Here is a 24,489-nt window from a genome sequence, read left to right on the forward strand (position 1 = left end):
CTTGGCTCGTCGTATATTACTGGATGAAGATATTGGTGGTGATGCTATACCGGAAATGGCGCGTGATCAAACAGCCTCACCGTCGGGCACCTCGAATGACTGACAATCTGAGTGTCGGCGTCGAAGAATAGCCGCATAAACGGCGGCGCCGTCGACCCCCGCAGTTTTCATGCCATTTCACTACCCGAATCCTTTGATTTAGGCGGTTCAGACGGACTTCGCGCCTCAGAGGCCGAAATTGTGGCCTCTGCCAGATAGCAAAGGCTCCGCAAGCCGTAGCGGCAGCCTTCCTGTTCAGATGGATTGTGGCGCGGGCCAAGCAGCTTAAGCGCGGCATTTTGCCGCCAAGTAGCGCTTCGGACAGCGGCTTATCTTTGCTGCCTTTGCGCTAAATGTGCATGCGGTAGCCTTAATTGGGCCGCTATTACCTCAGTAGGAAATGGCGGCTGTCCACTGTGTTCGGGGCCAGTTCGCGGCGCCGATTTATCGACCGACACAGGCATAGCCGCGAAATCGACATGTCGCTCAAGCATCGGAGCGCGTCGCCAAGCTTGGTCATTTTTCTTGGTACCTCAAGTGGTAAATATGAGGCTCTACAAGGAGGTATTGAAAGTGAGTTCTTATAACGATAAGTTGCTGGGTTTGGATAATCTCTTCCAGCGGAGCTTTATCTTTTCTGGCGAAGTCGTTAAGGCAGCGAATCTAGCTTACGCAGAGTTTATGCGGTTATCAAAGGGCGCATGGTCTCTGGAAAGTTATTCAATATGTTTTAGTGTTACGGATGACAATAGGTATACTTCCTTTGCATTTATGCCAGACCCAGCTTATGAAGTAAATGGAATACCGTTTGAAGTGGCGGATAGAGGGATGTACAAAAATGGAATGGGGGTGGTGTACATCTATCGGTTGGTGGACTATTCGTTGGTTAATACAACCTACATGCGATAAGAATCGCCGCTAGAGATGCTTAGTGCAGAAATGATGAAATTACTTAGAGCGGTGAACTATGACGGAGAATAATGGTGAATGGGCTAAATTAAAATCGAATTTTCCCGGTAATGCGCTGTATAGAGGCAAGATATTAAAGATTATTAGTCTTGCATATGAGAAATATCTGGAGCGCGGAGGGGACGATGCGTCATTGAAGCATTACGATGTTGTTGTTGAAATAAACGAATCCGGTGAGACTGTTGAAATTTTGTTTTCCTTAAGAAATTTAGTTGAACCTATAGATCCAACGGCTGATCTTATTGAAATTTTTGGTTTTACCTTTAATTTTGAAGACTGTGGATTAGTTGATGTTGCAACGGTACGGTAAGAGATAATCATAGTAGTAGTAGAGGAACGGGGCGTGACGGCACCGCCGCTTTCTATGCGGCTATTTGAAGTGTCGCAGGGCGGGCTTAATAAAATTGAGAATTAATGAGTACACCAACTACCGAACAATTTTATGTGCTGGAAGATGCGATCGCTGTCTTTTGCCTTTTAGGGAGATACTTCCTTCCATCGAGCCAGAGTTTGTTTATTATTTCAATAGGGCAATCTTTGCGGAAAGGCGAGAGCATTCGTTCGCTCACAAGAAAAAATAACCGCCGTCGATGATATATGGTGATTAAATGGATGATATGCTAGGAATAAAAAAAGATGCCCTGTTCAGCTCTTTCGCTTCCCTGAATTGGATTGATGTAAATTTATTTCGGCTCGGAACGAACATGGGAGAAATGAATTTGACGAAGCAGGAATCTGCTGAATTGCTTTTGGATTTTTTTGTGAAAAACGATATTGGAAACAAAATTGCGGACATAAAACAAACGCTGCGTGAGGAGATCGAGCAATATTTGGATTTTGATGAGTCTGGAATAACCGATCTTGATCGGATTTGCCAGAGGAAACTTAGCGAATGTCCTCCAGTGTAAGGAGATTCGACTAGCGGGCGCCTCGAATGGCTGACAATCCGAGCGTTGGCGTCGAGGAATAGCCGCATAAACGGCGGCGCCGTCATCCACGCTATTTTCATGCCATTTCATTATCCGAACCCGTTGAATTAGGCGGTTCAGACGGACTTCGCGCCTCAGAGGCTGAAATCATGGTCTCCTCTAAGTAGCAAAGGCGCCGCAAGTAGTAGCGGCAGCCTTCCGGTTCAGATGGAGTGTGGTGCGGGCCATGCCGGTCGAGCGCAGCATTTTGCCGCCCAGTTGCACTTCGGACAGCGGCTTATCTTTGATGCCTTTGCGCTAAGCTAAATGTGCATGCGGTAGGCTTCATTGGGCAGTCGATCTTGGCGCTTTGTGATTGACATAGCCATAGATACCCCGGCTGGTGTTGGTCGGCTCGCTCTTGAAAGTCCAAATCGTTGTGCGGCCTCGAATCTGACTCGAGTCGCGCAGTCCGGCGAAGCGGTGGAAGCTGAAGCAATCGAGCAGTTGGAATTCCATCTGTTCGTTCGTCCGGCAATTTATTGAACAGTTGCTGGATCAGCAGAATCCGCACTATTACCTAAGTAGGGAATGGCGGCCATCCACCGCGTTCGCGGACAGTTCGCGGCGCCGATTTATCGACCGACACAGGCATAGCCGCGCGCATGCCAACACATCAATATCGAGCGCAGGGACGGGAAAAAGTGCTTATCAATATTACCGGCGAAGAGATGATTGATGAAAAATTCAATGCGCTTATCGAGCGCGGGAAACAAGTAGGAAGCTCATTTAGCTTTCCTCGCGGAGGTGAAACGTTTTGGATAACGCTTGCTGTCCAAAAAGTCGGAGCTGAATATTTTGCTCACATTGCGCTAATCAAAGAAAAGAACATGGACCGCGAGAAATTCGAACTGTACGAAACATGGGCCTTTCCAACTCTTGAAAAGGCTATTGACTATCTTCAAATGCATAGCCCCAGCCCATTCGCGATAACCAGTCTTTCAACGTTTAAAGGACAGAAAGGATTCAACCCGAAGGCTGAGGATATTCTTCGTGAGGTACCTTAACTGTATTGCAATCGCCACCGTTATTACGACACCGATACTTAGCCCGCGCCATGCTGCAGCTGAACTTGAAGGCGGCGGCCTGCAAGTTGTGCCGCCTCTGCTCTCAGAAAGAAGGGAAGTTCTCGACGTCCTGCCGCCGCGCCCCGTCTGACCGCCGGCTCCCACGCGCTCACGTTGGAAGACGCTGTTTATCACTGCCTCGCCCCAGATCGGCCAAAATTCCAGGTCACATTAGTAAAAAAATAATGTAAAATTTTCTCGGTAGTAACTCTAATAACGATTCAATACCCCTTTAGGAGCAACCGTGAGTAATCCATATTCGATGCCGCAAGCGCCGCTGGTCGAACGCCTCAACAGCGACGAGACCTACATGCCGAAGTTCTTTTCCCTCAGTGGCCGCATTGGCCGTGTGCGTTACCTGGCATACGGTTTCGGCGCAGGCCTGCTGATGATGCCTGTTGTGTTCCTGTTGGCGGGCCTGGGCGCACTGACTGGCTCCAGCGCCAACAGTGCCGGCGCGGCGGGCGCCATCGGCGGCCTGCTGGGCTATGCCCTGTATCTGGTTGCCATCCTGAGCCAGGTGCGCCGCCGCCTGCATGACCTGGGCAAGTCCGGTTGGATGGGCCTGCTGATGATTGTCCCGCTGGTCAATATCATTTTCGGCCTGTGGCTGTTGTTCGGCTCGGGCGATGAGGGTGCCAATGAATACGGCCCGGCGCCAGCACCGAACACGACTGGCGTGATCATCCTGGCGTGGATTCTGCCGATCATCATGATCGTCGGCATGATGGCTGCGATTGCGATTCCTGCTTACAGCGATTACACCGCCAAGGCGCGCGCCGCGCAGATGCAAGACAGCCAGTAATGCATGCATAACCCTTACGCCGCGCCCCAGGCAGGGCTGGAACTGCCGTTCGCCCCTGTCGGCGAGGCGCGGCTGTTTTCCTGGAATAGCCGCATCGGGCGCTGGCGGTTTGTGGCGTACTGCATGCTGGGCGCTCCTGTTGCGCTTCTGTACGCCATCGCACTCGGCACGGCCTTCGGCACGGCGTGGGTGCAAAAATACATTCCCCTGCAATCCGGGCTCCACGATGCCTTGAGTTTTTCAGTCCCGCTGGTTTTCCTGCTGGCGATCGTGCTGGCGACGCGCCGGCGGCTGCACGATTTCGATGTCAGCAGCTGGTGGGCGCTGTTGCTACTGTTCCCCTTCTTGCAGATCATCTTCCTGATCTACCTGCTTATCGCACCCGGTACACCGGAGGCCAACCGTTTCGGCGCGGTGCCCGCGCCGGCAGACCTGGGCGTGAAGCTTGGCGTGGCGCTCGGTTGCGCCTTGCCGCTGGCGTTTACAGCGCTCCGCTTTCTTTGATATCGAGGTAGCGGTTCAGCAGGGCGCCGGCCAGTTGCTCCGGCGCGACGTCGACCAGGTGGCCTGAGCGCAGGCCGAGGCGGCGGATCGCTTCCTGGCGCTGCTGCAGGTAATGCTCGCTGGCCGCCAGCCGCAGGGCGTCGTCGAAATCCTGCACCGGCGCCACGCTGGCGGCGTCCAGCGCGCGCTCGCGCAGGCTGGCGCACAGCACCAGGTGGCGCGAGGACAGCAGGTCGACCGCCTGGCGCAGCGCCACGTCGTCTTCATCGCGCACATTGGTCACCAGCACCACGAAGGCGCGCCGGTTCAGGCGGTTCAGCAAGTCGTTGGCGGCGCGCAGGTAATCGGGCGCGGCTTCGCCTGGCTGCAGGTCGTAGACCCCGGCCAGCATGCGGTCCAGGCCAATGCGGCCCTTGGCCGGCGCCAGCCAGCGATGGTCGACGCCAAAACTCATCAGCCCCACCGCGTCGCCCTGTTTGCCCGCCACGAAAGCCAGGGTCAGCACGGCATACAGTGCGTGGTCGAAGTGGCTGGTGTCGTCGTCGCGCGCCAGCATGCGGCGGCCGGTATCGAGCAGGAATACTACCTGCTGGTCGCGTTCGAGCTGGTATTCGCGGCTGATCGGCTTGCGGTGGCGCGCGGTGGCTTTCCAGTCGATCGAGCGCAGGCTGTCGCCGCGCCGGTATTCGCGCAGTTGGCGGAAGTCGGTGCCTTCGCCGCGCTGGCGCTTGACCAGCGAGCCGGCGGTCGGCGCCTGGCGGTCGGTGGCGCGCAGCGCCTGGCCCAGCAGGCGCGCCACGTCGGGAAATACCTTGGTGGTCTGCTGCGGCCCGATGCGGTGTGTGGCCTGCCACAGGCCCAGCGGTCCGGCCACGCGCAGCCATGGCGTGCCGAAATTGCCGTCGCCGCGGTCCAGCGGGCGCACGCGGTAGGTGAGTGTGGAAAACGTACCGGGCGCCAGGCGTGTCGCATGCGGCATTCCTTCCAGTTCCCAAGCTGCTGGGTAATCGTCAAACACCTCAAGCTGCAGCGCGGCCTTGCCCTCGTTGTGCAGGGTCAGGCGCACTTCGTGCCAGGCGCCGACCGGGAGGACACCGGCCATGCTGCGTTCCGCGCGCAGGGCAGGCCGACGCCGTGCCTGCAAGGCATCGGCGCCGGCGGCCAGCAGCAGGGCGCCGCCGAGCACTTGCCATGGCGCCTGCAGCAGCGGCCAGACGCTGGCCGGCACGCCGAGCGCGGTCAGGCCCATCAGGGCCAGGAACATACGGCGGGTTGGCTTCATCAGTTGCGCGGCGCGGCGACGGAATCGATCAGCGCAGCCAGCACGTCGTCGGCGCCCAGGCCATCGAGCTCGCTTTCCGGCGACAGGGCGATGCGGTGGCGCAGCACCGGCAGGCTGGCCTGCTTGATGTCGTCAGGGGTGGCGTAATCGCGGCCCGCCATCAGGGCCATGGCTCGCGCCAGGCGGACCAGGGCAATGCTGCCGCGCGGGCCGGCGCCGACTGCCACGCCGGGCCACTGGCGCGTTGCGCGCACCATGCGCACGGCGTAGTTGGCGACTGCCTCGTCGACGCGGATGCGGGCCACCAGCTGCTGCAGTGCAACCAGGATCTCCGGCTTGATCAGGGTGCGCACCTGTGCCACTTCAAGCGCGTCGCCGACGCGGTCCTGGGTCACCGCCAGCAGCATCGCGGTTTCTTCCTGCTCACCTGGGTAGGCGATGCGCGCCTTGATCAGGAAGCGGTCAAGCTGGGCTTCCGGCAGCGGGTAGGTGCCTTCGCTTTCCAGCGGGTTCTGGGTGGCCAGCACCATGAAGGGCGCTTCCAGCGTGTGCGCTTCGCCTTCGATGGTGACCTGGCGCTCCTGCATGGCTTCCAGCAGAGCGGACTGGGTCTTGGCCGGCGCGCGGTTGATTTCGTCGGCCAGCAGCAGGTGGGTGAAGACCGGACCTTTGCGGATGCTGAAGGTCTGCTGGCGCTGGTCGAAGACGGCATGGCCCATCACGTCGGCCGGCATCAGGTCGGGCGTGAACTGGATGCGCGAGAATTCGCCGGCAAAGGTCTTGGCCAGGGCCTTGACCAGCAAGGTCTTGCCCAGGCCCGGCACGCCTTCCAGCAGCACGTGGCCGCCGGCCAGGCAGCAGGCCAGCACCTGTTCGACCACCGTGTGCTGGCCGACGATGGCGCGGCCGATTTCCTCGCGCAGGCGTTGCACGATGTCGATCGCCTGTGCCAGGCGGTCGGCCGGAATGGCGTTGTTGGTGGAGGCGGACATGCTATCGCTCATGATGGGCTCGCAATTGTTGGAGTATTGAAATTTGTCGTGTAAAGTCGGCAGCGCGGCTGGCCGGGGCGCCAAGCAGGGCATCGCTCACTTGCGCTTCCGGCAGCTTGGCCAGGCGCGCAAGGCGGCGCGCGCGTTCGGCAGGCCCCAGGGCATGCAGTTCCGGCAGGCGCCGCAACAGCTGCTTCTCGGTACTCTTGCGCACGGCCTGCAGCAGCAGGGCGCGCCCTTGCGGCAGGCGCCACAGCCAGCGGCCGCTGGCTTCGATATGTTCGATCAGGGCGCGGCGTGCCGTGGCCGCTTCCGGCAGCATGGGGCCGAAGCGGCGCGAGGCGCTCCAGGTCCACAGCAGCAGCAGGGCGGCCAGGCCCAGCACGACCAGGCGGGCGTGCTGCCACAGCCAGGCTGCCCAGCCGACCGGCTCGTTGTGCTGCACCAGCATCACCTGGGCATTGGGCCCGCTTTGCCCGGCCAGCAACAGCAGCAGCTCGCCGTGGTCGAACTGGCGCAGAGCGTCGTTGTCGAAATAGCTGTCGGCGGCATCGACCGCCACCATGGCGACCTTGCCGCGACCTTCGCCGTACACCAGCACGGCCAGCTCGTAGGTGTCGCCCCACAGCGGTTTCGGGCCCTTGCCTTCGATGCGTTGCAGGGTATCGGAAGGGCGCGCCAGCTCGATGGTGTTGGCGGCGCCCGGCGCGTTGAGGCACACCAGGCGCGGCGGGCCGGCGGGCTCTTTCGCGGCCGCTGTTTCTTCTTCGCCTGTCTCGCTTTCCTCGTCTTCCTCGTCCTCGGCGCCTTGTTGCCCGGCCTTGGCGGCAGCGCGCTTCTCGCGGCGGCTGGCCTCCAGCGGATCGATGCGGCAAGTGTCGTCCATGCGGGTGCGGCCCGACATTGCCACGCCAAAGTGCTTGCCCAATGGGTCGGTCGACTGATCGGGGGCGCCATCCGGACCGGCCTCGCCGGCGTCGGTGTCGTCAACCCAGTCGGGGGTCATGATCAGGGTGTTGCCGCGGCGGACCCAGTCCAGCAGCAGCCTGGCCTGGCGTTCGTCCGGCGGGCGTGCATAGCGCGACAGCAGCATGACGCCGTCCGGCAACTGGTTCAGCAACTGGTAGCTGAGCACGGGCTCCACGCGCACCTTGTGGCCGCGCGCTTCCAGCAGCCGCGTGGCCGCCAGCATCGGGTTCTTTGCCTGCGCTTCGGAAATGTGGTGCTGGCCGCGCCACACCTTGTGGAAGTACAAGTGCCATAACTCGTAGCCGGCGCCGGCCAGCAGCACGGCAACGATGGCGATGATGATCGAATAGCTCCGCTTCATGCTGCCTCGCGGTCGAAGTGTGCTTGCCAGCGTGAGCACAGCGCCGCCACCGTTTCAGCGGCCGGCCAGCGCGCGCCATAGGCCGCGTTCAGCCAAAGCGTGGTGGCCTGGTCGGCCAGTGCCAGGCTGGCGCTATCGAGCGTGCCGGCGGCGTTGGCGCTGCGCGCCTGCGCCAGGCATTCGCCTTCCGTCGCGCCGTGGTGCAGCTTGAGCGACTGGCGGCTGACCAGGCGAGACAGCGTGGCGCGGTACAGCAGCGCCAGCGCGACACGCTGCTGGCCTTGCTGCCACAAGGCGCGCACGGCGCCGGCCACATCGGCCGGCAGGCTCTCTTCTCGGATATCGAGGCCGCCCACCTCCGTGGCCAGCCTGGGCTCGGGCGCTGCCGCAAGGCTGAAGCGCAGCGGTGCGGCATAGCGCCACAGCAGCCAGGACACCAGGGCAATCGCACCGGCGATCAGGGCAAACTTGAACACGCCGGCCAGGATGGCGGCCAGCCAGCGCGGCACCAGCGGCGGGGCCTTCGGCTTTACCTGTTCCTTTTCCGGCGGAACGCGCAGCTCCCATTGTTCGCCGCAGCGGTAGCCGCGCAGGTCTTCGTGCGCGAAAACCTCGTCGAGCTGGCGGCGCACTGCGGCTTGTTGCGGCGACAGGTCGGGCCCGCGGCCGCTGTCCTGTTTCCTGAGGCCGTCGGGCGGCTCGCATGCGGGAACCACGGGAACCACGGGCGGCGCGCTGGCGGCCGGCGCGGCTGCCTGCACCGGCGGCGGCATGCCGAGCAAGGCCATGGCCAGCAGCGGGGCTGCCATCAGCACGCCGGCGACGTGGCGCGCCGCGGCCGGCCGTGCCGGAGGACGCAGCTGGCGCAGCACGATTTCGATATCCCAGGCTTCCAGCGTGGCGCGGCGGTTCAGGTACAGGGTAAAGGTGCAGGCTGTGTAGACCGGGCCGATGATGGCACAGGCCAGGCACCATGCCGCCGTGCCCAGCACCGCCTGCAGGGAGCCCTGGTCGGTCAAGCCGAACAGGGCGAAGGGATTGGGCGACTCGCCCGGCATGAACAGGCCGATCAGGGCCAGCACGCCCATCATCAGCACGAATTCGAAGGTGGCGCAGGTGCTGCCGAACATCAGGGCGGCGCCGCCGGTGCCGTTGCGGGCAATGGTGGCGCGGCGCGCGGTGGCGACCTTGCCGCGGGCGCGTTCCAGCACCCATACCGGCTGGTGCAGGCCGCGCCCGGCCATGAAGGGGCGCCACCAGGTCAGCATGCGGAACCAGCCGCCGCCCAGCTCGCGCGGCCAGGCGCGCAGGGCATCGCGCCAGCTGGTCTGTTCGCCGAAGACCTGGCGTGCCAGCACGTGCAGCGGCGCACGTTCCAGCAGGGGACGCAGCCACCATGGCAGCAGCCAGCCCAGGGCCAGGTCAGGGTAGTACCAGCTGATCAGCACGGCCAGCGCCGACAGCGGCAGCCACAGGGCCAGCCAGGCGCGCCATACGTCGGCGCCGCCGGCATGCAGCAGGGCGAAACCAAGGTCCAGGCCTTGCGCATTGCTGCGCGGGCGCAAATCAAGGCGCAGCTTATCGAGTTGCATGCACGCCTTTCTCGCGGCCGGCGAAACCGAAGAACAGGAAAACCAGGGCCCAGCACACTGCGCCGACGCTGTATTTGACGGCCGGGGCAAAGGCGCTGGCCGACCAGAAGGCCTCGAAGAAGGCTGCCAGCACGGTGAGCAGGGCGGCGCCGGCCACCACCGGATACATCTGGACGCTGGCTTCCTGCAGGGCGCGGCGGCGGCTCAGGCGGCCCGGCTTGACCAGCGCCATGCCAAGGCGGGCGCCGGCCACGCCGGACAGCACCAGGCCTGTCAGTTCAAAGCTGGAGTGGGTCACCACGAAGGACCAGAAATTACTCCGGGTGGCCGGATCGAGGCTGAGCCAGGCGGCCACCACCCCCATTTTCATGCCGTTGAACAGGACGCTCAGCAAGGCGGGCACGCCGCCGAAGATGCCGCTGGCGAAAGTACGGAAGCCGATCGAGACATTGTTCCAGATGTAGTGGCCGAACATCTGCAGGTCGCCTTCGCTGCCGCCGCGGCCAGTCTTCATGCTGGAGGGGGCGTACATCTGGTGCATGCGCGTCAGTTCGTCCGGCGAGGCGAACATGAAGGCGTTGTGCGAGTCGTGCCATACCAGCGCGCCGATGGCGATGGCCGGCCCGAGCAGGCAAAACAGCACCAGCAGCAGCAGCCTCCATTCGGCGCGTACGCGGCGCGGCAGGTCGGCGCGCAGCCATTGCAGCAGCACGGTCGGGCGTTCGGCCGCCACCCCGTACAGGGCGTGGTGGCAGCGCGCCACCAGTCCGTGCAGGTAGGACACCAGCTGCGGCGAGTAGCCGCGCTGGCCAGCCAGGGCCAGGCATTGGCACAGGCGGCGATATTGTTCGGGCAGGGCTTCGCGGCCTTTGGCGCGCTTGGCCAGCAGGGTATCGATCTCGCTCCACAGGGGACCGTAAGTTGCCTCAAACTGCGCTTGCTTCATCGGACCAATCCTGCGGCCATGCCGCGCAAGCGTTCCAGCGAAGCGTCGCCCTCGCGGCCGGTCAGCGGCTCAGCGATATCGGCCAGTTCCAGCATGCGCGCGTGCGGCAGCCGGCTTTCGCGGGCAAACAGGTCGGCCAGCGCACGCTGCTGCTCCGGCGTCAGCGGAAAGGGCAGCGGCAGCGGTGCCGCATCGGGCACTGCAACGCGCTTGGGCGGCTTGTCGCGGTACACCACCTGGGTACCGGCCACGATGTCGCCCAGGCGGCGGAAATGGCGGTCGCACAGCATGGCCAGCAGGCCGGCGGCGTACAGCAGCGGCAGGAAGTCGGCCACCATCAGCAGGTTGCGCAGCACCGACTCGCGCCAGCGCACCGGCAGGCCGTTGGCGCGCAGCACCTGCAGGCCGACGATGTGCTTGCCCAGTGTGCGGCCGCCGGCGTATACCTCGCACAACACCGGGTAGGCCCAGTAGGCAAGGAAGAACACGATCGCCGTCACGCCGTTTAACAGTTTTTCGGAAGGGATGACCGCGCCCAGGATCGAGATGAGGAAGCTTGCCCCCATGCCCCAGGCAACGAAGTCGATGGCCCATGCGTAGCCGCGTGCCACCGGACCGGCAGGAACAAGCAGCAAACGCACGCCTTCGGGGGTGGTCAAGGACAGGCGTCCGTCGAGAAGGGAATTCATGCCATTTATTTAACCATAAAATTTCCTCCTTGGAAATATTAATGGAAATGTTTTATGCCTGCCGCCTCTTCGATTTGCCGGTAATCGCGTGCCTGGCGCACGCTGCCGATGGCTTGCCAGATGGCCTCGATCCGTTGCGGATCGCGCTGGTAGGCGCCGCGTCCCACCATCAGGTACAGGTTGACAGTGGAATAGGGCAACTCGGCCTGCTGGACCTTCCCCTTGAAGCGGGGATCTTCGTGCACCAGCTTGCTCGCTTCCAGTCCCTGCAGGATGGCGACGTCGAAGCTGCCCGTGGTCAGCATGCGCAGGGCGTCGGCAGCCGACTTCACGGTGTCATGGGGAATATAGCCGCGTTCACGCAACTGCTGCCCGACCAGGTAGCCGGTCTGCACGATCACGACCTTGCCGGGCGCCAGCAATTCGTGGCCGTCCCAGCTGCCTTTGCCGCCCACGCGCAGGAAGACCAGGGCGGCGTCCTCAAACAAGGCCCGGCCAGGATCTTCGCGCCCGTCGGGCAATTGGGGAATGCGCGACCATGCGCGGCGGTCAATTGCATCCGCTGCACCGACTACTGCATCCACCTGGCCAAGTTTTAATTCATTTAGGCAACGCTTCCAAGGTTTCGGTGAATAAATAAACTGTTCATTCAGGAGTAATTCAACTCGCTTCAATAATTCAAAATTCAGGCCTTTTCCAGCGGGCGTGCTCCATGGCCTCTGGTCGACATCTTCGTAGCAAAGGCGCAGCGGCGGGCCTTTCGCGGCATGGGCAGCCATGCCGGTCAGCAGCGCCAGCAGCACGCAGAGGCTTTTGTAGCTCATGCCATAAAGATTATCACGGCATTTTTATGTTCCAGGCGACTTCATAAAAAAGATCCATACATGTTGTATTTGTGCATGTAAAACGGGAAATAATAGACGGATGAAAATGTTGCATATAAATTCTTCCCTAGTTTTTTTAAATCTGTATGGAAGAGAGAAATACATGAATAAACATTTTCCGATTGCAGCATTAATGTTGTCCGCCAGCCCGTTTGTGCTGCTGGGCCAAGCCTACGCACAAGCACAGGATGCTGCCCCTATCCAGGCGCAGCAGGCTGCCGACAGCACCACCGACGAGATCCAGAAGGTGGTCATTGTTTCGACCGGTAGCCGCGGCTCGCAGCGCACCATGGTGGATACCCCGGTCCCGGTTGACGTGCTGAGCTCGCGCGAACTGACCAAGACCGGCCAAGTCACCCTCGACAAGTCGATGCAGTTCCGCGTCCCTTCCTTCAATACCGTACAGACCCCGGTCAATGACGCGACCTCGCTGCTGGACCCGTACGAAATCCGTAACATGGGCCCGAGCCGCGTGCTGATCCTGATCAACGGCAAGCGCAAGAATATGAGCTCGCTGGTCTACACCCAGACCTCGCCAGGCCGCGGCGAATCCGGCTCCGATATTTCGGCCATCCCTGCCGATGCGATCAAGCGCATCGAAGTGCTGCGCGACGGCGCCTCGGCACAATACGGCTCCGACGCGATCGCCGGCGTGGTCAACATCATCCTGAAGGACAATGCCGAAGGTGGCTCCGTCACGGCGCGTGCCGGCATCACCCACGAACACGATGGCGGCATGGGAGGCCTGAGTGTCAACCAGGGCTTCGCGCTGGGCGGCGACCGCGGCTTCTTCAACTACACCATCGATGCGTCGCGCGTGAACCTGTCCAGCCGCTCCGGCGCGGTAAGCGCAGCCGGCGAATCGAGCGACTTCGGCGCGCCGCTGTCGGAAGTGCAGGCCTTCCTGTCGAAATATCCTGACGCCCGCAACATCAACGGCTCGCCGAAGACCAAGGCCTACAAGGGCCTGTTCAATACCCGCTACGATATCGGCGAAGGCGTCGCGATCTACGCCAACGCGGCGTATGTGAACAAGAAGATCAACTCCTTCGCGAACTACCGTACTCCTTACTGGCGTCCGACCGATTACGGCTTGTTGCACCCTGCAGGAACCCCGTACGAGGGCTATCAGCCAACCTTCGACGGCACGCTGGACGACTACAATGCCACCGGCGGCGTGAAGATGGACTTGGCCGGCTGGAATGCAGACTTCAGCCTGACCTACGGCGGCAACAAGCAGAAGTACGACGTCGACCACTCCGTCAACCGCAGCATGGAAGACGCCGTCCTGGCGGGTACCAGCACCGAGCACTCGCCGACCCACTTCTATGCTGGCGGCGTGGAGTTCCAGCACTACGTGTTCAACGGCGACATCTCCCGGCAGCTGACCGATACCGTCAACTTCTACGCCGGTACTGAACTGCGCCACGAGAAGTTCGAGGTGAAGGCGGGCGAACGCGCATCGTGGCAGGGCAGCGGGGCGGACTCCTTCGCGGGCAACCATCCGGACAACTCTTTCCCATCGTCGCGCTCCAACTACGGCGTGTATGCCGGATCGACCTGGGACATCAGCAAGGACCTGCTGGTTGATGGTACCGGCCGCTGGGAAAAATATACCGACTTCGGTTCCGCGTTCGTGTGGAAGCTGTCTACCCGCTACAAGGCAAACGATTGGGTGACGCTGCGCGCATCGGCCTCGAAGGGCTTCCGCGCGCCGTCGCTGGCTCAGATCTACACGCAGAAGGCGCAGTACTCCTTCGTGCCTGGCGGCGGCATCCAGGTGTCTGGCCTGGTGAACAACGTGTCGGCGCAAGCCGCTGCGCTGGGCGTGCCTAAGCTGAAGGCGGAGAAGTCCGACAACATCACGCTGGGCCTGGGTCTGAAACCGGATGAAAACACCAGCGCCACCCTGGACTACTACAACATCAAGGTGAAGGACCGCATCGTGCTGGGCAAGGAAATCGTGCCGACCGGCGATCCTTCCCAGCAGCTGGACCAGATCCTGGCGGCAAATGGCATCGTTTCCGTCAGCTTCTTCGTCAACGCAGTGAAGACCCGGACCGAGGGTCTGGATTACGTGCTGTCGCGCAAGAATATCCCGCTGGCGGACGGCAAGCTGACCCTGAACCTGTCCGGCAACTACACGCACAAGAACGAGCGTGACGGCGCGGTCAAGAATCCTACGATTGTGGCGAACGCCGGGCAGTCCGTGCTCGATGCGACCCAGGAAGCGCTGATGTTCACTTCGCGTCCGAAGTTCAAGACCATCCTCGGCGCCGACTGGGACTACAAGAAGCTGAACCTGTCGGTCAACAATACCGTGTTCGGCCCGACCCGTTTCCGCCAGGCTGGCCTGGACAGCAACCTGGAAACGAAGTTCAAGACCAAGAACGTCACCGACTTCGCCCTCAACTACAACCTGATGCCGAACGTGACCGTGTCGTTCAACGTCAACAACGTGTTCAACACCACCCCTGAGTGGGAGTTCAAGGCCCTGAACGCCGAAGGCCAGAAGATCATCGACGACCCGAACGCCAAGGCCATCCAGCGCAACCTGATCACCTTCAACGGCCGCTACGACATGGTGACCTACGACGGTTCGCATTTCAGCCAGCTTGGCCGCACCTATGCCGCATCGCTGAACTACCGCTTCTAAGCCGCAATCCGCTTGCTGCGAAAACCGCCCCCCTGGGGCGGTTTTTTTATTGTAAAGTGGATAATCAACGGTGAGGGGGAAACCATGCTTTCGATGCGGCGGGCAATCACAAGCGGCGCGCAGCACGTAAGGCCCGTTATTGACGACGCTGTGCTTGCCCGTTACGTCGAAAACGGCCTGGCGGTGCGCGAAGCGTTCCGCAAGAAGGAGCTGCGCGAAACCCTGATCGCGCGCCTGAAGCCGCATCGGCGCCTGATTGCAGGCTGCGTACCGGCAGGCATCCAGCAGCACGGCATGCTGCCGGAGCGAGCGCCTTCGCACGGGCTGGCCGAGATCTCCGACGCGGATCTGGCGCAATGGCTGGTCGACGATGGCCGCCTGATTTACGGCGAATTCACGCAGCAGGAACTCGACAACTATTTCGAAGCGGTGGCACCCTGGCTGCCCCTGCACGGCCATTTCATCGACCTTGGCAGCGGCCTTGGCAAGGTCGTCCTGAGTGCGGCGCTGGCCTTGCCCGGCATGCGCTGCACGGGCGTCGAGCTGCTTGGCTACCGCAATGACATGGCGCAGGTGCGGCTGGCGCAGATGCTGGCGGCCGGCGTGGCGGAAGATCCCGCGGCGGCGGCCAGGGTTGCGGCCCGCGTGCGGCTGCTGCACCAGGACATGTTTGAAGCCGATGTCTCGGACGCGAGCATGGTCTATATCTACAGCACCTGTTTCGCGCCAATGATGGACCGGCTCGCCGGCAAGCTGGCGCGGGAGTTGCCGGAAGGGGCCCTGGTAACGACGGTCACGTTTCCGATGCCGCACCCGGCCTTCGAACTGGTGAAGCAATTCGCGCCGCCCAGCGTGGCTTGGACGACGGTGTTCCTGTATCGACGGCGTAGCGCGCTGGAAGCGGCGACGCCGGCGGCGGCCAACTTCCTGTACGAACAGGATAGCGCTGCATGGGAATATGCAGTGCGGGCCGCGTTTGCGGCTTACGATGCGGAGGATGGAGCCTGATATGGATATTCGTGCGATGACCCTGCCCGAGCTGGAAATGGTGCTCGATTGGGCCGCATCTGAGGGATGGAATCCCGGACTGCAGGATGCAGGCAGCTTTTATGCCGCCGACCCGGACGGCTTCCTTCTCGGCAAGATCGATGGCGAGCCGGTGGCCAGCATCTTCGCGGTGCGCTACGGCGCCGGATTTGGTTTTATCGGCGGCTATATCGTGCGGCCGGAGTTTCGTGGCAAGGGCCATGGCATGGCGCTTTGGCGCGCCGGCATGGCGCGACTCGAAGGGCGCAACGTGGGACTGGACGGCGTGCCGGCCCAGCAGGCCAACTACGCGCGTTCCGGTTTCAGGCTGGCGCACCGCAATGTGCGCTATGAAGGCCGGGGCAGCGACGTTCCCGCTGCCGATCGCGTGCTGCCGCTGGGACCGCACGATATGCGCGATGTGCTGGCGTATGATCGCGTCTTCTTTCCCGCCGACCGTGAGCAATTCATGCGCTGCTGGTTGCAGCAGGAAGGCAGCGTGGCGTTCGGCGTGCGTGAAACTGGCGGCGCGCTGCTTGGCTATGCCGTGCTGCGGCCGTGCCGCGCCGGCTTCAAGATCGGCCCGCTGTGCGCAGCGTCGCCGGAAGTGGCCGAGGAATTGATGCAGGCGCTGCGTGGCCGCGTGCCGGCCGGGGAACCGGTATTCCTCGACGTGCCCGAGCCGAATGCCGCAGCCGTGGCGCTGGCGGAGCGGCACGGCATGCATGCCTGCTTTGAAACGGCGCGCATGTACACTGGCGAAGACCCTGGATTGCCGCTGGCGCAGCAGTACGGCATAACAACTTTCGAACTGGGATGAAAAAGTGCTTGACCATGACGTCGCGTCAACCTTGAGGATGGCTGCATGTTCACCGTAAAACAGCTCTCCGACATCACCGGCGTCACCGGCCGCACGCTGCGCTACTACGACAGCATCGGCCTGCTCAAGCCTTCGCGCATTGGCGACAACGGCTACCGCTATTACAACGAAGCGGACTTGCTGCGGCTGCAGCAAGTCCTGTTCTACCGGGAGATGGACGTGCCGCTGGCCGCCATCTGCGACATCATGTCGCAACCTGGCTTCGACGTGCTGGCGGCGCTGCAAAGCCACAAGCAGGCACTGGCTGGCCGGCTGCAGGAATTGCAAGGGCTGATTTCCACAGTGGACAAGACCATCCTCCACCTGAAAGGAAAACACAGCATGAAACCAGTACAGCTCTTCGACGGCCTGCGTGACAAGCACGACAGGCACCAGCAGGAAGCGGAACAGAAATACGGCAAGGAAGTCGTGCAGGACTCGGCCCGGCAATGGCAGGGCTACGGCGACGGCAAGCAGCAAGCCCTGATCGATGAAGGCAACGCCATCTACGCCGAGCTGGCGGTCGCCATGCCGCAAGGCGCCGGCAGCGGTGCAGTGCAGGCCCTGGCGGCGCGCTGGCACGAACACATGCGCCACTTCTGGCCCGCCGAGCGCGAACACCTGCCGAGCCTCGCCGCCACGTATCGCGACGACCCACGCTTCCGCGTCAACTTCGACAAGATCCACCCCGACCTCGCACCTTTCATGGTCGAAGCCGTGAGCATCTACGCCGCCTGAGCACAACGCTTGCCCAAGCGCAAAACGCGCCGCCTGGTGCGGCGCTACTCTCGCTTTTGTGCGACGCTACCGGCTGCGGGGATTCGGTGATGAAAGATCAGCTCTTGCTTTTGATATCAGCCATTGCCTGCGCGTTTGGCGCGTGGGCATTTTGGCACTACCTGGATGCAGACGCGGTAGTCGCGTTGATGACGCTTGCATTGGTGTCGTCTGTGGCGGATAACCTGCGTTTGCGACGCAAGTTGCGCGAAACGGAGCGGCGCGGTTGACAGGGCGGCGCGGCGGCGCGGAGAATGGCCCTTCCACAACCCTGCTGGATAAGGAGGAAGCCATGAAGCTCCGTCGTGTCGCGCAGTACCTGGTTGTTGTTGCAGGATTCACCCTGGCCGGCGCCGCCCTCAGCGCTGCACCGGAAAAGAAAAAGGCCGCTGCGCCGCCTGACGACAAGGCGGCAATGGAGGCGATGAATAAAGCCGCCATGCCTGGCGAAGCACACAAGAAGCTCGATGCATTGGCCGGCAAGTTCACGGTCAAGTCGAAAATGTGGATGGACCCATCCAAACCTCCGGAGGAAACTGAAGGCTCCACAGAACGCAAGTGGATCATGGGTAACCGCTACCTGCAGGAAAACTACCAAGGCAAGTTCATGGGTCAGCCTTTCGACGGAATGGGCATCCAGGGCTATGACAACGTGACGAAGAAGTATTTCGGCAGCTGGATCGATTCCGGCAGCACCGGCATGACCCTGTCGCATGGCAGCATGAACGGCAATACCATCAAGTACAAGGGCATGATGTCCGACCCCATGAGCGGCAAGGAGGTGCCTTACACGATGAGCGTGGCCATCACCGACAACGACAACCACAAGCTGGAAATGTGGGGGCCGGGGCCGAACGGCAAGGACATGAAGTGGATGGAGATGAGCTATACCCGCATCAAGTAAGGAAAGGCCCCGCGAGGGGCCGGCGCACCGGCGCTACGCCACGCGCAGTGGCGCGCGGTGCGCAACCTCCAGCAAGATTCCCCAATCAGTGCGGCAATAGAAGCCCGGGCCGCCGCGCATCTCCTGCAGCGGTGACAGCCCGTTCACGCCCGCGGCCTCCAGCTCCGCATGCTTGGCGCTGACGGCGGCTACATCGCCGACGAGGAAGCCGATGTGGAAAGTCTTGGGATAGCTGGGCTCAGCGTGGCGGGTCAGCACGAGTACCACGCCGCCGTCGCCGGCCAGCACGGCCATGCCATGGTTGCATTTGGTTTGCAGCAAGGTAAAGCCGAAATGGCGGGACAGGAAAGCGGAAGCCGCAGCCACGTCGGGCACGGACAGGTCGAGATGATTCAATTGCATGTGAACTCCATGGTTGGTGGGCCCAACGGGAGTGCCAGCGAAGATCGATCGGCCACGCCCAGACGAGCCCGAGACGCACGTGCGCCGGGATCGTCGTGGGTTCTCATGCAAGACTGCACATGGAGCAGAGCTCTCCGGAGAGGAGAGGGACCGGGCTTACCTTGAACCGGTCCTGCCTTTTTCGACAGGCCGGATCATAGCACGATATCAGCTGCGGCCAAGGCGCGGCATGCGCCGCCCGGGTACGGCGGACGGTTCGGCATCGACGCGGAACACGCCAACGGCCTGCAGCAGTGCTGCCGATTGCTGCTGCATGCTGGCTGCAGCGGCGGCAGCCTGTTCGACCAGTGCGGCGTTCTGCTGCGTAACTGCATCCATTTGCGAAATCGCTTCGTTGACCTGGGCGATGCCCGCGCTCTGTTCGTTGGAAGCGGTGCTGATCTCGTTGATGACCTGGCGCACACGGTGCACGCTTTCCACCACTTCCTGCATGGTGCTGCCGGCCTGCGCCACCAGGGAATTGCCGACGCCGACCGTTTCAACAGAGGCGCCGATCAGGTCCTTGATCTCCTTGGCCGCCGCTGCACTGCGCTGCGCCAGGTTGCGCACTTCCGAGGCCACGACCGCGAAGCCGCGGCCCTGTTCACCGGCACGCGCCGCTTCCACCGCCGCATTCAGCGCCAGGATATTGGTCTGGAACGCAATGCCATCGATCACGCTGATGATGTCGACGATCTTGCGCGAAGAGCTGTCGATCGAGGCCATGGTCTCGACCACTTGCGACACCACGGCGCCGCCTTTCTGCGCCACTTCCGAGGCATTGGCCGCCAGCTCGTTGGCGGTACGCGCATTGTCCGCATTCTGGCGCACGGTGGACGTCAGTTCTTCCATCGACGCCGCGGTTTCTTCCAGCGAGCTGGCCTGGCTTTCGGTGCGGGCCGAGAGGTCGCTGTTGCCGGCGGCGATCTCGCTTGAAGCGGTGGCGATGGTATCGGTTGCGTTGCGCACCGAGCTGACGATGCGCGCCAGGTCGTCGCGCATGCCCTTCAGTGCATTGACCATGCTGCTGTTGTCATCGCGCTTGACGTCGATCGGCACGGTCAGGTCGCCGCCGGCGATGCTGCGGGCGATCGAGGAAGCGTAATCGGGTTCGCCGCCCAGCTGGCGCAGCATGCCGCGTGCGATGAACACGCCGATGCCGAGCAGCACGGCAGCCAGCACCACGGCGCCCGCGGCGAAGGTCACGGCGCGTCCGCGCACGGTGGCGTCGACGGTGTCGACGTAGACGCCGGAGCCAAGGATCCAGCCCCAGGGCTCGAAGCCCTTGACGTAGGAAACCTTCTGCACCGGCTTGTCGCTGCCCGGCTTCGGCCACATGTAATCGACCGGGCCGGCGCCTGCCTTCTTGACCATGTTGACGAATTCGACAAACAGGAATTTGCCGGTCGGGTCCTTGTTGCTGCTGAGGTCTTTGTTGTCGAGCTCAGGCTTGATCGGGTGCATGATCATTTTCGGCTGCATGTCGTTCAGCCAGAAATATTCGTTGTTGCCATATCGCAACACCTTGATCGCGTCCATCGCCTTCTTCTGCGCTTCCGCGCGCGGCAGGGTGCCGCTGGCTTCCTGCTTCTGGTAGTAGTCGAGTACACCGTAAGCCGTTTCGACGGCCTGTCGCACATTGCTGGTTCGTTCCTCAAGGATGAGGGTGCGCTCGGAAATGAGGAAGATGGCGGTAAGGATGATGATGCCGAGGATGGCGCCGGCATTCAGCACTGCGAGTTTCTTGGCAATGCTCATCGACTGCGTGAAGTTCATGGTTTGTCTCCAGCTAAAACGATCCTTTTTGTGAAGCCAGCATGGCACGCCTCGCAGAAAAAGAAAAGGCCCTCCGTGGAGGGCCTTGACCTGCGTTTGTCTTTTTATTTGGACCGTTTTGCCGCGCTCTGGTCGCGCACCGTGCGGAATTCGGAGTCGGCCGACCAGTTCGGCCAGTCCTTCGATTCGGCCAGGTCGCGGCCGAGGCCGTACAGGACACCCAGGTCGCGCGCCATGCCGGTGAACGGCCACTTGGCATCCCACTCGTCCGAAGGCTGGTGGTAGTTGTTGTTGGTGTAAGCTTCCTGCGCTGCCTTGCCGGCAGCGACGCCGCCTTGTTCCCAATCCTCGCCGGAGTCGAGCGAGAACGCAGGCACGCCGCGCTTGGCCATCGGGAAGTGGTCGGAGCGGAAGAAGTAGCCGGCTTCGGTGTGCGGGTCAGGCGTGTAGCTCACGTTGACCGCCTTGAACCTGCTGACCAGCATATCCAGCAAGTCCAGCTTGGCGCTGCCGGAAATGGTGAAGTTGCGCGCCGGGCCGTACGGGCTCAGTGCATCCATATTGATCATGCCGACGGTGGTGGCCAGCGGGTAGACCGGATTGGCAGCATAGTACTCGGAGCCGAGCAAGCCTTTTTCTTCAGCCGTCACCGCCAGGAACACCACGCTGCGCTTTGGCGCTGGCGCCTTGCCGTAGGCGCGGCCCAGTTCCAGCAGGGCGGCGATGCCGGTGCCGTTGTCGATGGCGCCGTTATAGATCTTGTCGCCCTTGGAGTCAGGCAGGCCAACGCCGAGGTGGTCCCAGTGACCGCTGTAGATCACGGTCTCGTTTGGCGCCGTCGAGCCTTCGCGCACGGCAATCACATTCTTCGATTTGATCACTTGCGCGTCGACCGCGTAGTGGGCCGACAGGCTGACGCCTTTCAGCTCCACCGGCTTGAACTCGCGCGTTTGCGCCTGCTTCTTGAGCGCGTCGAAATCAAGGCCGGCGCGCTTGAACAGGTCGGCCGCCACGTCGCGCTGGATCCATGCTTCCATCGGCGCGTGCGATTTGCCTGGTTCCTTGCGCACGATGTCGTACATCACGTTGGTGTTGGAGTTCTTCACCGTCGCCCAGCCGTAGGAAGCCGGTGCGGTTTCGTGCACGATCAGCGTGCCGATGGCGCCCTGGCGTGCCATCTCCTCGTACTTGTATGTCCAGCGGCCGTAGTAGGTCATGGCCTTGCCGCCGAAATCGCCTTCGCCGGTTTCGAAGTCCGGATCGTTGATCAGCACCACCGCCAGCTTGCCCTTCAGGTTGACGCCCTTGAAGTCGCTCCACTTGCGCTCAGGCGCGGTCACGCCGTAGCCGACGAAGACCAGCGGCGCCTTGTCGAAGTCGACGCGCTTGGCGCCATTCATCGCGGCGCGCACCGCCAGGTGTTCGCCTTGCGCGAACGGGATGCTGTCCTTGCCGGCGTGCGCGTTCAATACCACCGGACCCTTGATCTCGAAGCGCCCCAGCGGCACTTCCTGGTACCAGCTGCGCTTGCCTTTCACCAGGTCGCCGCCGGGCTTCAGTCCCGCTGCTTCGAATTGCTTGGCGATGTATTCGACGGTCTTTACTTCGCCGGCGGTGTTGGGGCCGCGGCCTTCGAATTCATCGGATGCCAAAGTTTTAACGTCCTGCGACAAGCGCTGCGGATCGATCTTCGGCACGTCCTGCGCTTGCGCTGCGGCTGCAGCCAGCAGCACGGTGGCCAGCATGGAATGTTTCACTGGTTACCTCCTGGTTGGGGTGAATGGATCTAAAACCCGGCAAGTATCGGTCTTGCAGGGCTGCAGGTCAATTGCCTGGCCCGTATGTAACTTAGTGTTGCTCGCTGGGCTGCGGCGACCACGCGCAGAGCTGGCTGCGGCATACTGCCGTAAGCATTTTTTTCACCGGAGTCATCACATGAAACGCACAATTCTCGGCGGCCTGATTTTTGGCCTGGCATGTTCGCACGCCTTTGCGGCGGACCTGGGTTCAGGCATCGACGCTGCAGGCATCGACCAGCAGGTTCGCGCGCAGGACGATTTTTTCCGCTATTCACAGGGCAAGTGGCTGAGCGGCGTCGAGATCCCGGCCGATCGTTCGAGCTGGGGAGCGTTCAATGTGGCGCAGGAAAACGTGGAAGGCCAAGTGAAATCCATCATCGAAAGCGCGGAACGCGACAAGTCGCGCAAGGCAGGTTCCGATGCGCAAAAGATCGGCGATTACTACGCCAGCTTCATGGATGAAGCGCGCCGCAACGCCCTGGGCCTGAAGCCGCTGAGGGCGGAGCAGGCGCGCATTGCCGCCCTGTCCGGCAAGCAGGGCATTGCTGCCCTGGTGGCGCACCTGAACCGCATCGACGCTGGCGGCCCGCTCGACATGAGCGTGCGCCAGGATGCCAGGGACTCGACGCGCTATGTGCTTGGCATCCGCCAGGCCGGCCTGGGCTTGCCGAACCGCGACTACTTCTTGTCCGATAAGGATGCGCGCCTGAGCGAGATCCGCACCAGGTACCAGCTGCACGTGGAGAAAATGCTGGCGCTGGCCGGCCATGCGCAAGCGGCGCAGGAAGCGGCGCAGATCGTGGCGCTGGAAACCGGGATCGCCCGTGCCCACTGGACTGCCGTGGACAACCGCGATCCGGTGAAGACCTACAACAAGCTGTCGCTGGCAGAACTGAAAGCGCTGATGCCGGGCTTCGACTGGGACGCCTACCTGAAGGGCGTTGGCGTGGCAGGCAAGATCGATTCCGTGATCGTCAGCCAGCCAAGCTACCTGTCCGCGCTGGACAAGCTGATCGAAGCGACGCCGCTGCCGGTGTGGAAGGCCTACTTCGAGTTCCACATGATCAGCTCTTTCGCGCCGTACCTGTCGCAGCCTTTGGTCGACGAGGACTTCGCCTTCCGCGGCGCGGTGCTGGCTGGCACCAGGGAAAACCGTTCGCTGCAAAAACGCGCGATCGCGGAGGTGAATCGCGCGCTGGGCGAAATGGTGGGCAAGGCGTACGTGAAGGAGTACTTCCCCGCTGAACGCAAGCAGCAGGTGGCCGAGATGGCGCAGAACTTCATCGCCGCTTTCCGTGAAGGTATCGACACGCTCGACTGGATGAGCCCTGAGACCAAACTGCAGGCGCAGGCCAAGTTGGCCAGGATCAACGTCAAGATTGGCTATCCGGACAAATGGCGCGATTACTCCAGCCTGAAAGTGGCGCGCGACGACCTGGCGGGCAACGTGCTGCGCTCGCGCGAATTCGCGCACAACTTCAGCATCGACAAACTGGGCAAGCCGGTGGACCGCTCGGCATGGAGCATGACCCCGCAAACCGTCAACGCCTATTACAGCCCGTCGCTGAACGAAGTGGTCTTCCCGGCGGCGCGCCTGCAGTATCCGCTATACGACGCCAAGGCGGAGCCGGCGGTCAATTACGGAGCAGTCGGCATCTCCATCGGTCACGAAATCAGCCACGCCTTCGACGACAAGGGTTCGCAGTACGACGGCGACGGCAACCTGCGCAACTGGTGGACCAGGGAAGACGGCGAACAGTTCGCCGCGCGCGGCAAGATGCTGGTGGCGCAGTACAACGGCTACAGCCCGGTGCCGGGCTATCGCGTAAACGGCGAGCTGACCTTGGGCGAGAACATTGCCGACAACGCAGGCCTGATCATGGCCACGCGCGCCTACAGGATCTACATGAAAGGCCAGCCTGGCCCGGTGATCGACGGCTATACCGCCGAACAGCGCATCTTCATGGGCATGGCGCAGGCACGCCGCGGCAAGGGCCGCGAAGCGTTCCTGATCCAGCAGGTGAAATCCGACCCGCACTCGCCATCCGAATTCCGCGTGAACGGCAGCCTGAAAAACCACCCGGGCTTCTACGATGCCTTCGGCGTGAAGGAAGGCGACAAGATGTACCTGCCTCCCGAACAGCGCGTGATCTTCTGGTGATTTATTTGCGCCCGGGTGTTGTA

23 protein-coding genes are annotated in these 24,489 nt (G+C 62.0%); 13 read left to right on the plus strand and 10 right to left on the minus strand.

The window, feature by feature from the left end; genetic code table 11:
- Window positions 1–612: 612 nt before the first annotated feature.
- The 6 genes from ACN9M3_RS05480 to ACN9M3_RS05505 all read left to right on the plus strand — a co-directional run bounded on the left by ACN9M3_RS05480 (window position 613) and on the right by ACN9M3_RS05505 (window position 4,352).
- On the plus strand, window positions 613–948 hold the full coding sequence (locus tag ACN9M3_RS05480; protein WP_426168315.1) for a hypothetical protein: 336 nt from the start codon (window positions 613–615) through the stop codon (window positions 946–948).
- 58 nt (window positions 949–1,006) lie between these two features.
- The gene (locus tag ACN9M3_RS05485) at window positions 1,007–1,318 is read left to right on the plus strand and encodes a hypothetical protein (RefSeq protein WP_426321050.1); all 312 of its coding nucleotides are present in this window, start codon (window positions 1,007–1,009) and stop codon (window positions 1,316–1,318) included.
- Window positions 1,319–1,616: 298 nt separating this feature from the next.
- Complete coding sequence (locus tag ACN9M3_RS05490; protein WP_426168320.1) at window positions 1,617–1,916, plus strand: hypothetical protein; 300 nt, start codon at window positions 1,617–1,619, stop codon at window positions 1,914–1,916.
- A gap of 665 nt (window positions 1,917–2,581) precedes the next feature.
- Window positions 2,582–2,983: a hypothetical protein gene (locus ACN9M3_RS05495; RefSeq protein ID WP_426168323.1), complete on the plus strand. Its 402-nt coding sequence runs from the start codon at window positions 2,582–2,584 to the stop codon at window positions 2,981–2,983.
- Between the two features lie 304 nt (window positions 2,984–3,287).
- Window positions 3,288–3,848 (plus strand): DUF805 domain-containing protein, encoded by a 561-nt coding sequence (locus ACN9M3_RS05500; RefSeq protein WP_426168326.1) that lies wholly within the window; start codon window positions 3,288–3,290, stop codon window positions 3,846–3,848.
- Between the two features lie 3 nt (window positions 3,849–3,851).
- Window positions 3,852–4,352, plus strand: coding sequence for a DUF805 domain-containing protein (locus ACN9M3_RS05505; RefSeq protein ID WP_426168328.1), 501 nt, complete (start codon window positions 3,852–3,854; stop codon window positions 4,350–4,352).
- Here the strand turns inward: ACN9M3_RS05505 and ACN9M3_RS05510 are convergent.
- The 7 genes from ACN9M3_RS05510 to ACN9M3_RS05540 are packed head-to-tail and all read right to left on the minus strand — an operon-like array spanning window position 4,330 to window position 12,007.
- On the minus strand, window positions 4,330–5,634 hold the full coding sequence (locus ACN9M3_RS05510; RefSeq protein WP_426321053.1) for a DUF58 domain-containing protein: 1,305 nt from the start codon (window positions 5,632–5,634) through the stop codon (window positions 4,330–4,332). The genes ACN9M3_RS05505 and ACN9M3_RS05510 overlap by 23 nt on opposite strands.
- Entirely contained in the window at window positions 5,634–6,638 is a 1,005-nt protein-coding gene (locus tag ACN9M3_RS05515; protein ID WP_426321055.1) for an AAA family ATPase, read from the minus strand. The genes ACN9M3_RS05510 and ACN9M3_RS05515 overlap by 1 nt, the downstream gene beginning before the upstream one ends.
- Window positions 6,628–7,956 (minus strand): DUF4350 domain-containing protein, encoded by a 1,329-nt coding sequence (locus ACN9M3_RS05520; RefSeq protein ID WP_426321057.1) that lies wholly within the window; start codon window positions 7,954–7,956, stop codon window positions 6,628–6,630. The genes ACN9M3_RS05515 and ACN9M3_RS05520 overlap by 11 nt, the downstream gene beginning before the upstream one ends.
- Entirely contained in the window at window positions 7,953–9,548 is a 1,596-nt protein-coding gene (locus ACN9M3_RS05525; protein WP_426321059.1) for a hypothetical protein, read from the minus strand. The genes ACN9M3_RS05520 and ACN9M3_RS05525 overlap by 4 nt, the downstream gene beginning before the upstream one ends.
- Window positions 9,535–10,494, minus strand: coding sequence for a stage II sporulation protein M (locus ACN9M3_RS05530; RefSeq protein WP_426321061.1), 960 nt, complete (start codon window positions 10,492–10,494; stop codon window positions 9,535–9,537). The genes ACN9M3_RS05525 and ACN9M3_RS05530 overlap by 14 nt, the downstream gene beginning before the upstream one ends.
- Entirely contained in the window at window positions 10,491–11,183 is a 693-nt protein-coding gene (locus ACN9M3_RS05535) for an RDD family protein (protein ID WP_426321063.1), read from the minus strand. The genes ACN9M3_RS05530 and ACN9M3_RS05535 overlap by 4 nt, the downstream gene beginning before the upstream one ends.
- Before the next feature lie 38 nt (window positions 11,184–11,221).
- The gene (locus ACN9M3_RS05540; RefSeq protein ID WP_426321065.1) at window positions 11,222–12,007 is read right to left on the minus strand and encodes a substrate-binding periplasmic protein; all 786 of its coding nucleotides are present in this window, start codon (window positions 12,005–12,007) and stop codon (window positions 11,222–11,224) included.
- Window positions 12,008–12,170: 163 nt separating this feature from the next.
- Here ACN9M3_RS05540 and ACN9M3_RS05545 point away from each other — a divergent pair, with 163 nt between their 5' ends.
- The 6 genes from ACN9M3_RS05545 (at window position 12,171) to ACN9M3_RS05570 (ending at window position 18,289) form a co-directional block, all read left to right on the plus strand.
- Window positions 12,171–14,723 (plus strand): TonB-dependent receptor plug domain-containing protein, encoded by a 2,553-nt coding sequence (locus tag ACN9M3_RS05545; RefSeq protein WP_426321067.1) that lies wholly within the window; start codon window positions 12,171–12,173, stop codon window positions 14,721–14,723.
- Between the two features lie 84 nt (window positions 14,724–14,807).
- The gene (locus ACN9M3_RS05550) at window positions 14,808–15,731 is read left to right on the plus strand and encodes a histone methylation protein DOT1-like protein (protein WP_426168347.1); all 924 of its coding nucleotides are present in this window, start codon (window positions 14,808–14,810) and stop codon (window positions 15,729–15,731) included.
- Between the two features lies 1 nt (window position 15,732).
- The gene (locus ACN9M3_RS05555) at window positions 15,733–16,569 is read left to right on the plus strand and encodes a GNAT family N-acetyltransferase (RefSeq protein ID WP_426168349.1); all 837 of its coding nucleotides are present in this window, start codon (window positions 15,733–15,735) and stop codon (window positions 16,567–16,569) included.
- Between the two features lie 45 nt (window positions 16,570–16,614).
- Entirely contained in the window at window positions 16,615–17,346 is a 732-nt protein-coding gene (locus ACN9M3_RS05560) for a MerR family transcriptional regulator (protein WP_426321070.1), read from the plus strand.
- An 89-nt stretch (window positions 17,347–17,435) separates the two neighbouring features.
- Window positions 17,436–17,615 (plus strand): hypothetical protein, encoded by a 180-nt coding sequence (locus ACN9M3_RS05565; protein ID WP_426168355.1) that lies wholly within the window; start codon window positions 17,436–17,438, stop codon window positions 17,613–17,615.
- A 62-nt stretch (window positions 17,616–17,677) separates the two neighbouring features.
- Window positions 17,678–18,289 (plus strand): DUF1579 domain-containing protein, encoded by a 612-nt coding sequence (locus tag ACN9M3_RS05570; protein ID WP_426321072.1) that lies wholly within the window; start codon window positions 17,678–17,680, stop codon window positions 18,287–18,289.
- A gap of 33 nt (window positions 18,290–18,322) precedes the next feature.
- Here the strand turns inward: ACN9M3_RS05570 and ACN9M3_RS05575 are convergent, their stop codons facing one another.
- From ACN9M3_RS05575 to ACN9M3_RS05585, 3 genes are all read right to left on the minus strand, one after another.
- The gene (locus ACN9M3_RS05575) at window positions 18,323–18,691 is read right to left on the minus strand and encodes a VOC family protein (RefSeq protein WP_426321074.1); all 369 of its coding nucleotides are present in this window, start codon (window positions 18,689–18,691) and stop codon (window positions 18,323–18,325) included.
- 207 nt (window positions 18,692–18,898) lie between these two features.
- On the minus strand, window positions 18,899–20,506 hold the full coding sequence (locus tag ACN9M3_RS05580; protein WP_426321076.1) for a methyl-accepting chemotaxis protein: 1,608 nt from the start codon (window positions 20,504–20,506) through the stop codon (window positions 18,899–18,901).
- Between the two features lie 104 nt (window positions 20,507–20,610).
- Window positions 20,611–22,263 carry a M28 family metallopeptidase gene (locus ACN9M3_RS05585; protein WP_426321078.1) on the minus strand — a complete coding sequence of 551 codons (1,653 nt, stop codon included), beginning with the start codon at window positions 22,261–22,263 and terminating at the stop codon, window positions 20,611–20,613.
- A gap of 178 nt (window positions 22,264–22,441) precedes the next feature.
- Between ACN9M3_RS05585 and ACN9M3_RS05590 the strand changes: the two genes are divergently transcribed.
- Entirely contained in the window at window positions 22,442–24,466 is a 2,025-nt protein-coding gene (locus ACN9M3_RS05590; RefSeq protein ID WP_426321080.1) for a M13 family metallopeptidase, read from the plus strand.
- Window positions 24,467–24,489 lie beyond the last annotated feature (23 nt).

This window comes from Pseudoduganella sp. R-43 (genome assembly GCF_049913255.1).
In the GTDB taxonomy this organism is placed as follows: domain Bacteria; phylum Pseudomonadota; class Gammaproteobacteria; order Burkholderiales; family Burkholderiaceae_D; genus Rugamonas.

What these genes read in the sequence shown, in the direction of transcription:
- ACN9M3_RS05485 (WP_426321050.1), top strand. Translation starts at nt 1,007, where the DNA reads ATGACGGAGAATAATGGTGAATGGGCTAAATTAAAATCGAATTTTCCC.
- ACN9M3_RS05490 (WP_426168320.1), top strand. Translation starts at nt 1,617, where the DNA reads ATGGATGATATGCTAGGAATAAAAAAAGATGCCCTGTTCAGCTCTTTC.
- ACN9M3_RS05495 (WP_426168323.1), top strand. Translation starts at nt 2,582, where the DNA reads ATGCCAACACATCAATATCGAGCGCAGGGACGGGAAAAAGTGCTTATC.
- ACN9M3_RS05505 (WP_426168328.1), top strand. Translation starts at nt 3,852, where the DNA reads ATGCATAACCCTTACGCCGCGCCCCAGGCAGGGCTGGAACTGCCGTTC.
- ACN9M3_RS05510 (WP_426321053.1), bottom strand. Translation starts at nt 5,634, where the DNA reads ATGAAGCCAACCCGCCGTATGTTCCTGGCCCTGATGGGCCTGACCGCG.
- ACN9M3_RS05515 (WP_426321055.1), bottom strand. Translation starts at nt 6,638, where the DNA reads ATGAGCGATAGCATGTCCGCCTCCACCAACAACGCCATTCCGGCCGAC.
- ACN9M3_RS05520 (WP_426321057.1), bottom strand. Translation starts at nt 7,956, where the DNA reads ATGAAGCGGAGCTATTCGATCATCATCGCCATCGTTGCCGTGCTGCTG.
- ACN9M3_RS05525 (WP_426321059.1), bottom strand. Translation starts at nt 9,548, where the DNA reads ATGCAACTCGATAAGCTGCGCCTTGATTTGCGCCCGCGCAGCAATGCG.
- ACN9M3_RS05530 (WP_426321061.1), bottom strand. Translation starts at nt 10,494, where the DNA reads ATGAAGCAAGCGCAGTTTGAGGCAACTTACGGTCCCCTGTGGAGCGAG.
- ACN9M3_RS05535 (WP_426321063.1), bottom strand. Translation starts at nt 11,183, where the DNA reads ATGAATTCCCTTCTCGACGGACGCCTGTCCTTGACCACCCCCGAAGGC.
- ACN9M3_RS05540 (WP_426321065.1), bottom strand. Translation starts at nt 12,007, where the DNA reads ATGAGCTACAAAAGCCTCTGCGTGCTGCTGGCGCTGCTGACCGGCATG.
- ACN9M3_RS05545 (WP_426321067.1), top strand. Translation starts at nt 12,171, where the DNA reads ATGAATAAACATTTTCCGATTGCAGCATTAATGTTGTCCGCCAGCCCG.
- ACN9M3_RS05550 (WP_426168347.1), top strand. Translation starts at nt 14,808, where the DNA reads ATGCTTTCGATGCGGCGGGCAATCACAAGCGGCGCGCAGCACGTAAGG.
- ACN9M3_RS05555 (WP_426168349.1), top strand. Translation starts at nt 15,733, where the DNA reads ATGGATATTCGTGCGATGACCCTGCCCGAGCTGGAAATGGTGCTCGAT.
- ACN9M3_RS05560 (WP_426321070.1), top strand. Translation starts at nt 16,615, where the DNA reads ATGTTCACCGTAAAACAGCTCTCCGACATCACCGGCGTCACCGGCCGC.
- ACN9M3_RS05565 (WP_426168355.1), top strand. Translation starts at nt 17,436, where the DNA reads ATGAAAGATCAGCTCTTGCTTTTGATATCAGCCATTGCCTGCGCGTTT.
- ACN9M3_RS05570 (WP_426321072.1), top strand. Translation starts at nt 17,678, where the DNA reads ATGAAGCTCCGTCGTGTCGCGCAGTACCTGGTTGTTGTTGCAGGATTC.
- ACN9M3_RS05575 (WP_426321074.1), bottom strand. Translation starts at nt 18,691, where the DNA reads ATGCAATTGAATCATCTCGACCTGTCCGTGCCCGACGTGGCTGCGGCT.
- ACN9M3_RS05580 (WP_426321076.1), bottom strand. Translation starts at nt 20,506, where the DNA reads ATGAACTTCACGCAGTCGATGAGCATTGCCAAGAAACTCGCAGTGCTG.
- ACN9M3_RS05590 (WP_426321080.1), top strand. Translation starts at nt 22,442, where the DNA reads ATGAAACGCACAATTCTCGGCGGCCTGATTTTTGGCCTGGCATGTTCG.